15 protein-coding genes and 1 pseudogene are annotated in these 13,140 nt (G+C 64.1%); 10 read left to right on the forward strand and 6 right to left on the reverse strand.

The features are described 5' to 3' along the window. The first annotated feature begins 218 nt into the window (after positions 1-218). From NCS28_RS21565 to NCS28_RS21575, 3 genes are all read left to right on the forward strand, one after another. Positions 219-1,514, forward strand: coding sequence for a sugar efflux transporter (locus NCS28_RS21565; RefSeq protein ID WP_250515809.1), 1,296 nt, complete (start codon positions 219-221; stop codon positions 1,512-1,514). A gap of 59 nt (positions 1,515-1,573) precedes the next feature. Next, positions 1,574-2,500 (forward strand): LysR substrate-binding domain-containing protein, encoded by a 927-nt coding sequence (locus NCS28_RS21570; RefSeq protein ID WP_250515810.1) that lies wholly within the window; start codon positions 1,574-1,576, stop codon positions 2,498-2,500. Positions 2,501-2,585: 85 nt separating this feature from the next. Continuing rightward, a complete protein-coding gene (locus tag NCS28_RS21575; RefSeq protein WP_250515811.1) occupies positions 2,586-3,842 on the forward strand; it encodes an MFS transporter in 1,257 nt (418 codons plus the stop codon). A gap of 199 nt (positions 3,843-4,041) precedes the next feature. Here NCS28_RS21575 and NCS28_RS21580 read toward each other — a convergent pair. From NCS28_RS21580 to NCS28_RS21600, 5 genes and pseudogenes are all read right to left on the reverse strand, one after another. After that, a pseudogene (locus tag NCS28_RS21580) lies at positions 4,042-4,275 on the reverse strand (LysR family transcriptional regulator); the annotation flags it as partial. A gap of 78 nt (positions 4,276-4,353) precedes the next feature. Then, positions 4,354-4,770 carry an organic hydroperoxide resistance protein gene (locus NCS28_RS21585; protein WP_250515812.1) on the reverse strand — a complete coding sequence of 139 codons (417 nt, stop codon included), beginning with the start codon at positions 4,768-4,770 and terminating at the stop codon, positions 4,354-4,356. A 36-nt stretch (positions 4,771-4,806) separates the two neighbouring features. Beyond that, positions 4,807-5,079 carry a hypothetical protein gene (locus NCS28_RS21590; protein WP_250515813.1) on the reverse strand — a complete coding sequence of 91 codons (273 nt, stop codon included), beginning with the start codon at positions 5,077-5,079 and terminating at the stop codon, positions 4,807-4,809. 46 nt (positions 5,080-5,125) lie between these two features. Further along, a complete protein-coding gene (locus tag NCS28_RS21595; RefSeq protein ID WP_250515814.1) occupies positions 5,126-5,344 on the reverse strand; it encodes a DUF4148 domain-containing protein in 219 nt (72 codons plus the stop codon). 203 nt (positions 5,345-5,547) lie between these two features. Continuing rightward, complete coding sequence (locus NCS28_RS21600) at positions 5,548-6,087, reverse strand: thioredoxin family protein (protein WP_250515815.1); 540 nt, start codon at positions 6,085-6,087, stop codon at positions 5,548-5,550. A 238-nt stretch (positions 6,088-6,325) separates the two neighbouring features. On the opposite strand from NCS28_RS21600, the gene NCS28_RS21605 reads away from it, so the two are divergent. The 4 genes from NCS28_RS21605 to NCS28_RS21620 all read left to right on the forward strand — a co-directional run bounded on the left by NCS28_RS21605 (position 6,326) and on the right by NCS28_RS21620 (position 10,819). Then, a complete protein-coding gene (locus NCS28_RS21605; protein ID WP_250515816.1) occupies positions 6,326-6,469 on the forward strand; it encodes a hypothetical protein in 144 nt (47 codons plus the stop codon). After that, positions 6,456-7,199, forward strand: a complete 744-nt coding sequence (locus NCS28_RS21610) for a response regulator (RefSeq protein ID WP_250515817.1) — start codon at positions 6,456-6,458, stop codon at positions 7,197-7,199. Before NCS28_RS21605 ends, NCS28_RS21610 begins: the two co-directional genes overlap by 14 nt. Beyond that, positions 7,196-8,524: a sensor histidine kinase gene (locus NCS28_RS21615; RefSeq protein WP_250515818.1), complete on the forward strand. Its 1,329-nt coding sequence runs from the start codon at positions 7,196-7,198 to the stop codon at positions 8,522-8,524. The genes NCS28_RS21610 and NCS28_RS21615 overlap by 4 nt, the downstream gene beginning before the upstream one ends. Positions 8,525-8,806: 282 nt before the next feature. After that, positions 8,807-10,819, forward strand: coding sequence for a glycoside hydrolase family 28 protein (locus tag NCS28_RS21620; RefSeq protein ID WP_250515819.1), 2,013 nt, complete (start codon positions 8,807-8,809; stop codon positions 10,817-10,819). On the opposite strand, the gene NCS28_RS21625 is transcribed toward NCS28_RS21620, so the two are convergent. Further along, positions 10,820-11,587: a glycosyltransferase family 2 protein gene (locus NCS28_RS21625; protein ID WP_250515820.1), complete on the reverse strand. Its 768-nt coding sequence runs from the start codon at positions 11,585-11,587 to the stop codon at positions 10,820-10,822. Positions 11,588-11,682: 95 nt separating this feature from the next. On the opposite strand from NCS28_RS21625, the gene NCS28_RS21630 reads away from it, so the two are divergent. The 3 genes from NCS28_RS21630 (at position 11,683) to NCS28_RS21640 (ending at position 13,132) form a co-directional block, all read left to right on the forward strand. Next, entirely contained in the window at positions 11,683-11,838 is a 156-nt protein-coding gene (locus tag NCS28_RS21630) for a hypothetical protein (protein WP_250515821.1), read from the forward strand. Positions 11,839-12,114: 276 nt separating this feature from the next. Further along, positions 12,115-12,933 carry a hypothetical protein gene (locus tag NCS28_RS21635; protein WP_250515822.1) on the forward strand — a complete coding sequence of 273 codons (819 nt, stop codon included), beginning with the start codon at positions 12,115-12,117 and terminating at the stop codon, positions 12,931-12,933. A gap of 13 nt (positions 12,934-12,946) precedes the next feature. Further along, a complete protein-coding gene (locus NCS28_RS21640) occupies positions 12,947-13,132 on the forward strand; it encodes a hypothetical protein (protein WP_250515823.1) in 186 nt (61 codons plus the stop codon). Positions 13,133-13,140 lie beyond the last annotated feature (8 nt).

The raw sequence follows: 13,140 nt of genomic DNA on the forward strand, positions 1-13,140 counted from the left end.
TTCGGTGACATGGCGGACTCCCGCTGACGAACAGTCGCCAGCTTGCCACCGGTTAAAAACCCGACATCTGTAAATAGCCAGAACACGACATTAGGATAAAGCCGCAACAATGTAAAAAACCGATAATTAACATTATGTAAATCTCGGTCAACCGATTACCACACACACCATCTGCATCCCAGTGGCAAACTCCCCAAACCCCCAAACCGCCCGTCCCGATGAACACCCGCCTCCTCAGCCTCGCCCGAATCCCGTTCTTCCTCCCGCTCTCCGGCGCGACGCTGATGCTCGGCGTCGCGATGTCCTTCACCGCGCCGTATCTCTCGCTGTTCAGCGTCGAGCAGGCCGACATGAGTCCTCTGCGGCTCGGCGTCTTCATGACGGTCATCGCCGCGAGCGGCGTCGTCGCCAGCGCGTTCGCAGGCAAATGGTCCGACAGGCACGGCCGCCATCGCGAATTGTTGCTGGCGGCGCTCATCGCGTCGTCGCTCGGATTCTTGTTGCTGTGTCTCGTGCGCAATTACGCAGCGCTCGTCGTGATCGGCATCCTGTTTCTCGGCGCGGGCGGCTCGGCCATGTCGCTCGTGTTTTCCTTCGCGCGCGCCGCATTGCCCGTCGATGAGCCCGCCGAGCGCTCTTTCGCACTCGCAACGCTGAGAACCGTCCTCTCGATGGCGTGGGTATTCGGCCCGTCCGTCGGCGCGCTGGTGCTGGCCGCAGCCGGTTTCTACGGCCTGTTTCTGTTCGCGGCGGCGTGTTTCATCGCGTGCGGCGGCATCGTCTGGCGCATGCACGATTCGCCCAAGGGCGATCCGCACAGCGCGCCCGCGCACTATGCGGGCGATCCGTCGTCGCTGCTCGAAGTGACCGCGCCCGACACCGATGAGTTCGTGCCGCCCCACGCCGGCACGCCGCACTCGCGCGCTGAGATTTGGCGCGCCACCATCGCGATGACGCTCGTCGGACTCGCCGCGAGCGCGACCATGATCGTCTTGCCGCTTTACGTCGTGCACGGCATGCATGGCACGCGCATCGACGTGTCCGTCATGCTCGGGCTCGGCGCGTTCCTCGAAATTCCGATGATGCTCGCCCTCGGCGCACGCGGCTCACGACTCGACAAGCAGCGCTGGCTCGCGTCGTCCGCAGCCGTGCACATGATCTATTTCATTGCCGTCGCCGCGTCGCAAAGCGTCCAGTTCCTGATTCCGATGCAGGCCTTCAACGCGTTCGTCGTGTCGGTGATTTCGTGTCTCGGCATGACCTACATGCAGGACCTCATGCCTCGAACGCCGGGCGCGGCGACGGCGCTGTTTTTCAACGCATCGCGCGTCGGGTCGATTCTTTCCGGCGTGTTGTCCGGCGCACTCGTGGCGGCGCTCGGTTATCGCGGCACGTTTCTCGTCTGCGGCTGCATCGCGCTGGGCGCGGCGGTGCTGTTCGCCAATCCGCCGTTCCGGCTCATCGCGCGGCGCTCGCTCGCCTGGTGGAAAGCGCGGCGTCAGCCGGCGCGCTGACATCGCCTGCATCGACGATGGCAATATAGGCGCACACGTCGTCGATCCCACACGCCAACATGCCCCAGCGCCTCCCGCCGCTCAACGCGCTCCGTCTCTTCGAGGCCGCCGCGCGCCATCGCAGTTTCAAGCTCGCCGCCGCCGAACTCAACGTGACGCCGGGCGCGGTGAGCCACGGCATCGGCGCGCTGGAAGACATGCTCGGCGTCGAGCTCTTCGTGCGCGAGCCGCGCGGGCTGTCGCTGAGCGCGGCGGGCGAACACTATCTGCCGTACATCGCGGAAGCGTTCTCGCTCATTGCCGTCGGCACGCAGACGCTGCCCGACAAGCGCAAGCGCCGCGCGATCGCCGTGACCTGCGCGCCGACGCTCGCCGCGCGCTGGCTCGTCCCGCGTCTCGCGGATTTCCGCGCGCGCTGGCCCAACATCGATGTCACTGTCGATACTTCGCGCCGTCAGGCAGGCTTTCCCGTCGATGGCTTCGACTTCGGCCTGCGCCTCTCGCGCGGCCCGGTCGATGGCGCGTCGTGGCAACGTCTGTTCGGCGAGCGGCTCGTGCCCGTGTGCAGTCCGACCTATCACGTAACGCTGACGGGCGACGACGGCATCCCCGATCTCGCGCGCGCCGCGCTCATCCACGTCGATACCGCGAGCCAGGACTGGCAGGCGTGGATGGACGGCGCGGGCATCGACGGCCTCGATCTCCACGGCGGCCTGCGCTTCGATACCGTCCAGCTCGCCTTCGATGCCGCCGCGGCCGGGCTCGGCGTCGTCATCGGCAGGCGTCCGCTCGTCGATCGCGAACTGGCGGCGGGCACGCTCGTCGAGGCGTCCCCGACGAGCGTCGAAACGCAGACTGCGTACTGGCTCTGCGAGTCGCCGCAAGCGAGCGCGCGCGCGGATCTCGTCGCGTTTCGCAACTGGCTGATCGCACAGGCGGCGGAGTTCATCGATAACAACGGCGACGATGCGAACCGTCACGGTTGAACTGCGTTCATCCGTCCACGAAAACTTTTCGTTTGTCAGCACGGACGTTCGCCTGCGACGATGGCCGCAAGGAGGAAAACGCGCCATGTCATCCCTGTCGAGCACTTCCAGCAACACGAACCGCGCAGCGACGTGGGCGATCATCGGCGCTGCCGCGCTGATCCTGAGCGCCGCCATGGGCGTGCGGCAGACGTTCGGGCTTTTCATCGGGCCGTTCTCCTTCGATCGCGGCATGCCCGTCACGCTCATCGCCTTCGCGATCGCGCTGCACAATCTCGTCTGGGGCTTCGCGCAGCCATTCGCCGGCGCCGCGGCCGACCGATATGGCGCAACACCTGTCGTCGCGATGGGCGCGGCCACATTCGCGGCGGGCCTTGCGCTCGCGGCGGGCGCGACGTCCGGCTGGATGCTCGTGTTGGGCCTCGGACTGCTCGTCGGAATCGGCATCAGTTGCACGAGCTTCGGTGTCGTGCTCGCGACGGTCGGACGCGTCGCGTCGCCGCAAACGCGCAGTGTCGCGATGGGCCTCGCGAGCGCGGGCGGCTCGCTCGGGCAAGTGCTGATGGTGCCGTTCGCGCAGCAAGTGCGCGTGCATGCGGGCGTGCCGGCGTCGCTCTATGCCCTCGCCTTCGTGCTGCTGCTCGCCGCGCCCTTGGGCATCGTGCTCGATCGCGCGAGCCGCCGGAGCAAGGCATCGGCATCGGCATCGAACGAAACGCATGCGACGCCGCTGCGCGAAACGCTCGCGTATGCGTTGCGTCATCGCGGCTATCGGCTGCTGACGCTCGGCTTTTTCACGTGCGGTTTTCAGCTCGCGTTCATCGCGACGCATCTGCCGGGCTATCTGATGCTCTGCCATATGCCGGTCGGGCTCGGGGCGACGGCGCTCGCGCTGATCGGCTTCTTCAACATGATCGGCAGTTGGGGATGCGGATGGCTCGGCGGACGCTGGCCGCAGCATCACGTGCTCGCGTGGCTCTATCTGATTCGCGGCGGCACGATCGCCCTCTTCGTTCTGCTGCCGACGACGAGCGTATCCGTCGTCCTCTTCGCCGCCGTCATGGGGCTGACGTGGCTCGGCACGGTGCCGCTCACGAATGGACTCATTGCGAAGGTATTCGGCACGCGGCATCTCGGCACGCTATTCGGAGTCGTGTTTCTCAGCCATCAGCTCGGCTCTTTTCTCGGCGCGTGGCTGGGCGGCTATGTGTTCGATACGACCGGTTCGTACTCGCTGATCTGGGGTGCGACGGCGATCGCGGGTCTCGTTGCGGCGCTGCTGCACTTTCCTATCGATGATCGGCCTGTCGACGAGGCCTCGATCGCGGGTGTGCGGGCTTGATTGAAGCATGTTGGATACTTTTGCTTCTGGCTATTGCGAACGGCCCCGCCTGACGCGGTGAACCCATCAGCGCCGCGTCGATGATCCGCGCGTGCTCCGCGACGGTCATACGATGCACACCGGAGCGCGCCGCGATTGCGACGGCAGTCTCTTTCGTGCGCGTTAGGGCATTCGTTGCGAGCGTCGAGCGCAGAAGCGGCTCCAAGTGCGCTAAAACGCCGTGGCGGCACGCGGCGGCATAACGCTCGCCGGCTTCGGACAGCTTGATCGTGCGCGTCGTGCGGTGGAGCAAGGCCGTGCCGATGTGCGCTTCGAGAAAGGCGATCGCCCGGCTCACGGCGGCGGCCGAGCGGCCGGGCCGCCGCCCCGCGCCCGCCAGACTGCCCTCGTCCAGCGTAGCGATGAAGACTTTCATCGCGCCGATTCGGTCCATGTCGGCTCGGTGCTTCGCTTGATCGATGAAGCGCCAAGGCTACCGGAGCGAATCGTCGATGCACGCCGATGACACGCGTCACACCACCGTGATCGTCACGTCGATGTTGCTCTTCAGTGCCTTCGAGTACGGGCAGGTCTGATGCGCCAGGTTCGCAATTTCCTCGGCGACCGCGCGTTCGATGCCCGGCAGGCTCACGTTCAGGTGCGCACGCAGCAGGTACGCTTCGCCTGCCATGCCGAGGTCCACTTCGGCATCGACGGCGGTGTCGGCGGGCAGACGAGTCTTCAGCTTCGCGGCGGCCTTGCCCATCGCGCCGATGAAACACGCGGACCAGCCCGCGGCGAGCATCTGTTCGGGATTGGTGCCCGCGCCCGTCGATCCGGGCGGCGAGAGTTTTACGTCGAGACGGCCATCGGTGCTCTTCGCATGGCCTTCGCGGCCTCCGACGACGCGAGTTTTGCCGGTGTACAGAACGGTGTCGATCTGGGTCATGATGCGTTTCTCGTATGGGTTCGAAAGTTCAATGAATCAGTGATGCGCGAAGAGCCTGGCGACGTCGTTCGTCGACGTGACGCGCCCGCCCGATTGCGAAACCGTGTCGGTCGTGCCGCCATATGCCTGCATGGGCATCGCGGCGCTTTCGCTGGCGATGGTCTGCGCGCTCACGCCGCGTTGCGAGGCGGGCGCGCCCGCAAGCGGATCGTAGTGCGGCGCGGGACCGTAGCCGCTGCTGGCGAAGGCGGAACCGGCGGCGACGGCGCTGACGGCGATGACTGCGGCGGTGACGAATTGCTTGATCATGATTTGGCCTCTATGAGTAATATCGGTCGATATTTGGTAATAACGATCAGCTACCTTGATACAGGCTGCGCAGCGCGGCGATCTGGCCATCGCGCTGTGCCTGAACGAGTTCGCGCTTCACTTCGGCGCGGGTCTTGCCGGCGTTGTTCTGGCTCGCAGCGGTTTGTTGAGTCTGCACGTGCACTGACGTAGACGGCACGGCGGCATGAGCGACACCCGCGACAGCGCTGGCGACGAGAGCGAAAGCAACGATGGTGGATTTCATGGTGTTTCTCCTTTAGCGGATCGATCGGTCGGTTCAATGAGTTTCGGCACTCGGGCGTCGCGGTGTGCGTGTTGCGTTTCACTCGTGGGCCGTCGTTGTGTGTATTTGAAGCCCGGCAGGTATCTGGCTTGTGTCCGGATGCGGGCCTTGTGCAATGTTTTGTATCGGGTGCGTTCCAGATACATTGCGATACGAAACCTCGGTTAGCGCTCGGCCAGCAGTTTCTGGATCGTCGCTTCGGTCTGTGCGTAATCGCCCTCACCGAAGTGCGTGTAGGCCACTTGCCCGTGTTTGTCGATCAGATAGAACGCTGGCCAGTACTGGTTGCCATACGCGGCCCAGGTCGCGTAGCGGTTGTCCTGCGCGACGGGATAGGTGATGCCGAAGCGCTCGATCGCGCGCTTCACGTTGTTCGTGTCCTGCTCGAACGGAAATTCGGGCGTATGCACGCCGATAACGACGAGCCCTTTATCCGCATACTTCCGATGCCACGACTTCACGGACGGCAGCGTATTGACGCAGTTGCCGCACGCGAAGGTCCAGAAATCGACGAGTACGACCTTGCCGCGCAACTGCGCGAGCGTGAGCGGTTCGCTGTTGAGCCATGTGTCGATGCCGGCGATTTCCGGCGCGGCGTTCGAACGGATGTTGGCGCTTGCGGGCGTTGCGGCGTGTACGGGCGCGATCGCCGCGCAGGCCGCCAGTCCGGCGCACGCGGCAACATTCTTGATAACGTCTAGCATGACGAAGTCCTCTGAATGCGGTAGAAATCGAAGCGACGAGACATGAGCAAGTCGCCCCACAGGCCGACGTTCGCATCGGCATGACCGCATTGGACTGCGCGCGCGTATCCCGCTTGTGTCGAAAAAACGCGCGCTGCGCAATGTTATGTATCGCGCGACACGCGGGATACACTGCGATACAAAACCTCCGCTGAACCGCGTTATAACGCAGACATCGCATCATCGGCGGGAGCTTCGAATGAAACGCATGCTGGCGGTTATCGCCTTTCTCGTGGGCGGCATCGCGACGGAAATGGCCCATCCGGTTCGGTGTCTGCTGGTCAGCCCGAGCCGTGTTCAACTCAAGCGTCAACGACAACGATCCATCGATGGAAACCACTGATCACGTATTGATCGTCGACGACGATCGCGGCATTCGCGAACTGCTCGCCACGTACCTCGAAAAGAACGGCATGCGCGTGTCGCTCGCGGCGAACGGTCGGCAGATGCGCGCCGTGCTGGAGCAGCAAGGCGCGCCGGATCTGATCGTTCTCGATCTCATGCTGCCCGGCGAAGACGGACTCGTGCTGTGCCGCGAGTTGCGCGCGGGCAAATACCGCGACGTGCCGGTGCTGATGCTCACCGCGCGCAACGAGGAAGCCGATCGCATTCTCGGCCTCGAAATGGGCGCCGACGATTACCTGCCGAAACCCTTCGCCGTGCGCGAGCTGCTTGCGCGCATCCGCTCGGTGCTGCGCCGCACGCGCATGCTGCCGCCGGGAATGGAAGTGAGCGAATCGTCGCAAATGCTGGCATTCGGCGACTGGCGTCTCGACACCACTGCGCGTCATCTGCTCGATGCCGAAGGCACGATGGTCGCGCTGTCCGGCGCGGAATACCGGCTTTTACGCGTGTTTCTCGACAATGCGCAGCGCGTGCTCACGCGCGATCAGTTGTTGAACCTGACGCAAGGACGCCAGGCCGATGCGTTCGACCGCTCCATCGACCTGCTCGTGTCGCGTCTGCGTCAGCGCCTGCGCGACACCGCCCGCGAGCCGCGCTATATCAAGACGCTGCGCAGCGAAGGCTATGTGTTCTCCGCCGAAGTCAAACCAATCGAGTCTTCTCAATGAGCACGGTTTCACCCGCTTCCCTGCTGCACTGGCCGCGCACGCTGTTCGCGCGGCTCGCGCTGATTCTCGTCGTCGGACTGGCGCTCGCGCAGACGTTCTCGTTCCTTCTGACGATGCGCGAACGCGACGATTCGATGACCAATGTGATGATGGGCTACGTCGAGCGCGAAGTGGCGAGCTCGGTCGCGCTGCTCGATCACCTGCCGCCTAACGAGCGCGCAGCATGGCTGCCGCGTCTCGCGCGCCGCAGCTATGAATTCATCCTCGGGCCGGGTGTGACGGGCACGCCGCCGGATGCGGCATTGTCCGAGCGCTTCGCGCGTTCTATCGCCGAAGGCATCGGCAAGCAATATCCGCTGACGGTCAACGCCGTACCCGGCGACAAGGAGCGCTTTCAGGTGCATCTGCGGCTGTCGGACGGCTCGCCGCTCACCATCGACATGCGTCCGATGGTCGGCACGCCCATGTCCGGCTGGTTGCCGCTGGTTCTGGTCCTGCAACTGATCGTGCTCGGCGCGTGCTGCTGGCTCGCGGTGCGCCTCGCGACGGGCCCGCTCAAGCGTCTCGCCAATGCCGCCGATACGCTCGGCCCCGACCTCAAGGCCGAACGCCTGCCCGAATCCGGCCCGGAGGAAGTCGCGCGCGCTGCGAAAGCGTTCAACGCGATGCAGGACCGCGTCTCGACATACATGACCCAGCGCATGCAGATTCTCGCGGCGATCACGCACGATTTGCAGACGCCGATCACGCGCATGCGCCTGCGCGTCGACGTGATGGACGACGAGTCGACCGGCGCGAAGCTCCAGCAGGATCTGAAGGAGATGGAATCGCTCGTGAAGGAAGGCGTCACCTACGCGCGGACCTTGCACGGCACGAACGAAGCGCCGCGCCGCATCGATCCGGACGCGCTTTTCGAAAGCATCGTCGACGATTACCTCGATGCCGGGGAAACGGTGACGTTGCGCGGCAATATCGACGGTGCGCTGATGGCGCCTCCGCAGGCGTTGAAGCGTGTCGTGGGCAATTTGGTCGATAACGCGATCAAGTATTCCGGCGCGGCGGAGATCGAAGTCGCCACGCGCGACGACGGGCGCGCCGTCATCGCCGTGCTCGATCGCGGCCCAGGCATTCCGGAAGAATCGCTGGAGGCGGTGTTCGAGCCGTTCGTGCGGCTGGAAGGATCGCGCAACCGGCAAACCGGCGGCACGGGGCTGGGGCTCGCCATCGCGCGGCAACTCGCACTCGCGATGGACGCGTCCCTCACATTGCATCATCGCGAAGGCGGCGGGCTGGAAGCGCGTCTCGTCCTGAGGAAGGCGCTTTAAAATACGATGTCCTATATCGCTTGAGAGTACACGTTAGTCCCGCTTGACGTTCGATATCGATCTCCGCTAACGTTTGCTCCATGACGCGCGGCCCATGCGCGCACCTGACATCGTTGGAGACGCCATGCCCCGCCGCGCCGATGTTGTACGACATCGTTTGTTTTCTCCGCCGCAGCCGCCCGGCTGACGCCGCTTAACGCTTTCCTTCGAATCCCACATCCGACGCCGCGCCGTGCGTCCACGCGCTCGCACGCGCTCAAAATCCGCATCGAGGAGACTTTCATGAAGCAACCGAAACACGTATCGGCGGTGCGATCCGTCGCGCGCCGCACGTTCGTCAAATTTGCGGGCATGTCGGCGGGCGCACCGCTCATCGGCGCGATGGGCGCGCTCGGCATGCTCGCGGGCTGTGGCGGCCATGACGACTCGGACGCGGGTTCCGGCTCGACGCCGCCGCCCGCCGCCCCGGACCCGATCTGGGGCGCATCCGGCTCCGCGACGCAAATCGTTAATGCGCTGCAAAGCGTATCGACGTCGATGTTCCCGAGCCGCCAGTTTCTCGTCACCGATTACGGCGCGAAGCCCTGCGCGGTCGTCGCAGCCCCAAATCCGTACACCGATCCGGCGAAATCGCCGTTGAGCACCGGCGCCGACCAAACCAACGCGCCCGGTTCCTTCGATTCGCGTCCGGCGTTTCTCGCGGCCATCGCGGCATGCAACGCGGCGGGCGGCGGCCATGTCGTCGTGCCTGCCGGCACGTGGTATTGCGCCGGGCCGATCGTGCTGCTGTCCAACGTCGACTTTCATCTGAGCGCGAACTGCACCATCTACTTCAGCCCGAATCCCGCCGATTACGCGAAGGACGGCCCGATCGATTGCGGCCCGAACGGCAAGCTCTTCTACAGCCGCTGGCAGGCAAACGACTGCCTCAACTACGGCCCGCCGGTCTACGCGCGCAACCAGAAGAACATCGCGGTCACGGGCGAAGGCGACACTTCGGTGCTCAACGGTCAGGCGATGACGCCCTTCGCCGGTAGCGGCAACACCGCGACGTGCTGGTGGACATGGAAAGGCAACAACGGCGTCTACGGTTGCGTGAATTCGTCGACGCCTTCGCAGGCATCGAGCAACGCGAACAACGTCGATCTGAAAACCGCCGTGCCCGGCATCTCCGACACGCTCTACGCGAAACTCACCGATCCCGCCACGCCCTGGCAGCAGGACCAGAACTATCTGCCCGCGCTATCGGAAGCGGGCGTCGCGATCGAGAAGCGCATCTTCGGCATCGGCCACCATCTGCGGCCGTGCATGGTGGAGTTCATCGGCTGCACGAACGTGCTGATGGAGAGTTATCGAACGAACAACACGCCGTTCTGGCAGCATCATCCGACCGATTGCCAGAACGTCGTGATGCGCGGCGTGACGGTGGACAGCATCGGCCCGAACAACGACGGCTTCGATCCCGACGCCTGCGACATGGTTCTGTGCGAGAACGTCACGTTCAACACCGGCGACGACTGCATCGCGATCAAGTCGGGCAAGGACCTCGACACGCAATACGGCCCGGCGCAAAAGCACGTCATCCAGAATTGCACGATGAACAGCGGCCACGGCGGCATCACGCTCGGCAGCGAAATGGGCGGCGGCGTGCAGCAGATCTACGCGCGCAATCTGCAGATGCTCAACAAGTTCTGGGCGACGAATTCGCTGAACATCGCGATCCGCATCAAGACGAACATGAATCGCGGCGGCTTCGTGAAGGATTTCTACGTGGACAACGTGACGCTGCCCAACGGCGTGAGCCTCACGCCTTCCGGCTACGGCAGCAGCCTCCTCGCGGGCAGCCCGATCAACGCGACGGTGCCGCTCGGCGTCGCGACGGCGACGGCGGCGAATCCATCGGCGGCGCAAGGCGGCATCATCACGTTCGACTGCGATTATCAGCCGTCGAAGGACGCGATCCGCACGCGGCCCGCGCTCGTGCAGAACGTGAACATCTCGAACGTGAAGGCGAGCAACGTGTCGCTGAACGGCGTCACCGGTTCGTGCTTCCAGGCGATCGTCGCGCAGGGCCCCGTCGGGTTCGATTACAACGGCCCCGCGCCGACGCCCGCGATTCCCGCCATCACCGGCGTGACGATCACCGATTGCGATTTCGGCACGCCGGTCGCGGCCGGTCCCGCCACCGCGGCGACGCCCGGCCCGATCTACGCCTACAACGTGCACGACATCGTGTTGAAGAACACGGTGATCGCGGGCACGACGATGAACGCGACGGTCAGCGATCCGCGCTGATCATCGCCCGGACAGGCGTCTCGCGACGAGCATCGGCAAACGCAGCACGAAGCCGAGCAAAAGCCGCACGTGCATCCACGTGAGCAGCGCGTTGTCGCGGCCATAGCGGAAATGCGAGACGCCGCCCTCTTCCGGCGTGAAGTAGCGCACGGGCGCGTCGAGGTTGATCGGGCGCACGCCGCGCCAGCACAGACGCACCACCGCTTCGGGATCGAAATCGAAGCGGCGCATCCACGTGTGCTTGCGCATCAGCGCGGCGAGCGGCGAGATCGGGTAGACGCGAAAGCCGTACAGCGAATCGCCGATGCCCACCCACAGCGTCTCCAGATTCGCCCATCCGTTCGAAATGCGCCGGCCCTGCACGCGCAATTGCGGCGCGCTCGCGTCGAATCTCGGGCGGCCGAGGATCATCGCGTCGGGCGCGCCCATCGACGTTTCCATGAACATGCAAATGAGCGCGGCGGGATGCTGGCCATCCGAGTCCATCGTCAGCGCGTGCGTGAAGCCTTGTTTCGCGGCTTCGTCGAGGCCCGCGAGAATCGCCGCGCCCTTGCCGCGGTTCTCCGGCAACACGATCACGCGCAGGCCCGGATCGGCTTCGGCCATTTTCGTGAGACGTTCGGCACTGCCGTCCGTGCTGCCGTCGACGACGACCCACACCGGATTCCACTGCTCACGCGCGTCGCGCACGGTTTCGTCGACTTTCTCGCCGGGGTTGTAGCTCGGAATGAGGACGAGATGCGTGGACGATGCGCGTGTTGAAAGCATTGAGAAAAGCGGGGAGCGGGAGGGATATGGCGGATTTTAACGTCTTCAGGGACGCCGCCTATGGGGACGCGCAAGGCACGATCATCGTTTGAGCGGTGAAGTTCGCACACGTCGACGGCTACGTGCCGTTCGGCGCGATGGCGACCGATCCGATGGAGCACGGACGGCAACTATTCGAAGAACTCGTCGCGGGCAAGTGGGGGGCAATTACGCCGTTCAATGAAGCGGAGGACGCGCAAGCGGGAGCGTAGCTATGGACCGGTATTGGCAATCGAACGTCTCGCCCAATCCGCCCGAGACGCCAAGCTCGAACGCGGGAGGTTATCCCTACAATGGCGCACCCAGCACGGGTATCAAAGGGACAGTGCCCGGCTGCTGGTGGTATCACGCGATGACGGAAGAAGTGCGAGCCATGCTCGTCGCACATGGCGTTACGCCCGACTACAAGCGAACCGACCAACTCGCCCAAGCTATCGAAAATGCTCTCGCGACGCTCTCAAAGTCGATCGATTACGCGGACTTGCAGAATGCGCCCCGAACTCGCAACAGTCGCGACCTCGGGCCAATATGACGACCTCGAAGGCGCGCCCGCGATCCCCGCCGCACAGGTTAATACCGACTGGAACGCGTCGAGCGGCGTCGCGATGATAGAGAATAAGCCCGACATAACGGCCGCGCAGGTCAACGCGGATTGGTCTGCCCTCTCTGGCGTCGCGATGATTGAGAATAAGCCTTCGCTCTCGCCGGTCGCGATCAGCGGCGACTATGCCGACCTCACTAACAAACCCACGATACCGCCCGCACAGGCGAACTCCGATTGGAACGCGACGAGCGGACTGGCGATGATCCTCAATAAGCCGACTTCGCTTGGCGGCTCGTCGGGCCTGCACATCGAGCTAGGCTATCAGCCCAACGAACGGGGCATCGACAAGGACGACCATTACGAACCTGATTTCACAATGGCAACGAACACGTTCGGGGGCTTTCAGTTCACGGTCAACAGCAATAACTCGACCTCTGTTCCAGCAGGCATGTACATGGTCGAAGCCGACGCCGAAATCAATGCGACGGCTGAGGACGAATGGCAAATGCCGGCGCAGATCGTCATTTCCGTGTGTCAGGGCTATGGTTGGCCCGGCGTGCCTCAGCAAGCCGTCCGACGTTACCCCGATGTTGCGCTTGCGACGCAGACGAAGGGCGGTAGGTTAGGCTCGCTCGTCGTCTCCGGTCCTCTGCCGATCGGCTCAGACGATCACGTATGGGCCGGGTTTTCAAAAGTGACTGGCCCGACGACGCAAACCACGCTGATGATTCGCGGCCGCTTGTCTCTAACGAAAGTGTCTTAATGGCGCTGAAACGATGAAGCTGCCTATACGTCTGAGCATCGCGCTCGCATCGCTCGCTCTGTGCACTTGTACCTTCGTCAATATCGAAGGCGATCACAACACCGTAAGCGACACAGGCGGGCATGGCGGCGGCGTGCAATTGCCCGAGCGCTCGACTCAGACGGCCCCGATTCAACGGCTGATTCCACAGCAGCACTGACAGAATAA

This window comes from Caballeronia sp. INDeC2 (assembly GCF_023631325.1).
In the GTDB taxonomy this organism is placed as follows: domain Bacteria; phylum Pseudomonadota; class Gammaproteobacteria; order Burkholderiales; family Burkholderiaceae; genus Caballeronia.

Excerpts from the sequence above, each read along its gene's own strand:
- NCS28_RS21600 (WP_250515815.1), bottom strand. The coding sequence starts at position 6,087 with ATGCTAGACGTTATCAAGAATGTTGCCGCGTGCGCCGGACTGGCGGCC.
- NCS28_RS21570 (WP_250515810.1), top strand. The coding sequence starts at position 1,574 with ATGCCCCAGCGCCTCCCGCCGCTCAACGCGCTCCGTCTCTTCGAGGCC.
- NCS28_RS21640 (WP_250515823.1), top strand. The coding sequence starts at position 12,947 with ATGAAGCTGCCTATACGTCTGAGCATCGCGCTCGCATCGCTCGCTCTG.
- NCS28_RS21595 (WP_250515814.1), bottom strand. The coding sequence starts at position 5,344 with ATGAAATCCACCATCGTTGCTTTCGCTCTCGTCGCCAGCGCTGTCGCG.
- NCS28_RS21575 (WP_250515811.1), top strand. The coding sequence starts at position 2,586 with ATGTCATCCCTGTCGAGCACTTCCAGCAACACGAACCGCGCAGCGACG.
- NCS28_RS21610 (WP_250515817.1), top strand. The coding sequence starts at position 6,456 with ATGGAAACCACTGATCACGTATTGATCGTCGACGACGATCGCGGCATT.
- NCS28_RS21605 (WP_250515816.1), top strand. The coding sequence starts at position 6,326 with ATGAAACGCATGCTGGCGGTTATCGCCTTTCTCGTGGGCGGCATCGCG.
- NCS28_RS21615 (WP_250515818.1), top strand. The coding sequence starts at position 7,196 with ATGAGCACGGTTTCACCCGCTTCCCTGCTGCACTGGCCGCGCACGCTG.
- NCS28_RS21620 (WP_250515819.1), top strand. The coding sequence starts at position 8,807 with ATGAAGCAACCGAAACACGTATCGGCGGTGCGATCCGTCGCGCGCCGC.
- NCS28_RS21590 (WP_250515813.1), bottom strand. The coding sequence starts at position 5,079 with ATGATCAAGCAATTCGTCACCGCCGCAGTCATCGCCGTCAGCGCCGTC.
- NCS28_RS21585 (WP_250515812.1), bottom strand. The coding sequence starts at position 4,770 with ATGACCCAGATCGACACCGTTCTGTACACCGGCAAAACTCGCGTCGTC.
- NCS28_RS21565 (WP_250515809.1), top strand. The coding sequence starts at position 219 with ATGAACACCCGCCTCCTCAGCCTCGCCCGAATCCCGTTCTTCCTCCCG.
- NCS28_RS21635 (WP_250515822.1), top strand. The coding sequence starts at position 12,115 with ATGCGCCCCGAACTCGCAACAGTCGCGACCTCGGGCCAATATGACGAC.
- NCS28_RS21625 (WP_250515820.1), bottom strand. The coding sequence starts at position 11,587 with ATGCTTTCAACACGCGCATCGTCCACGCATCTCGTCCTCATTCCGAGC.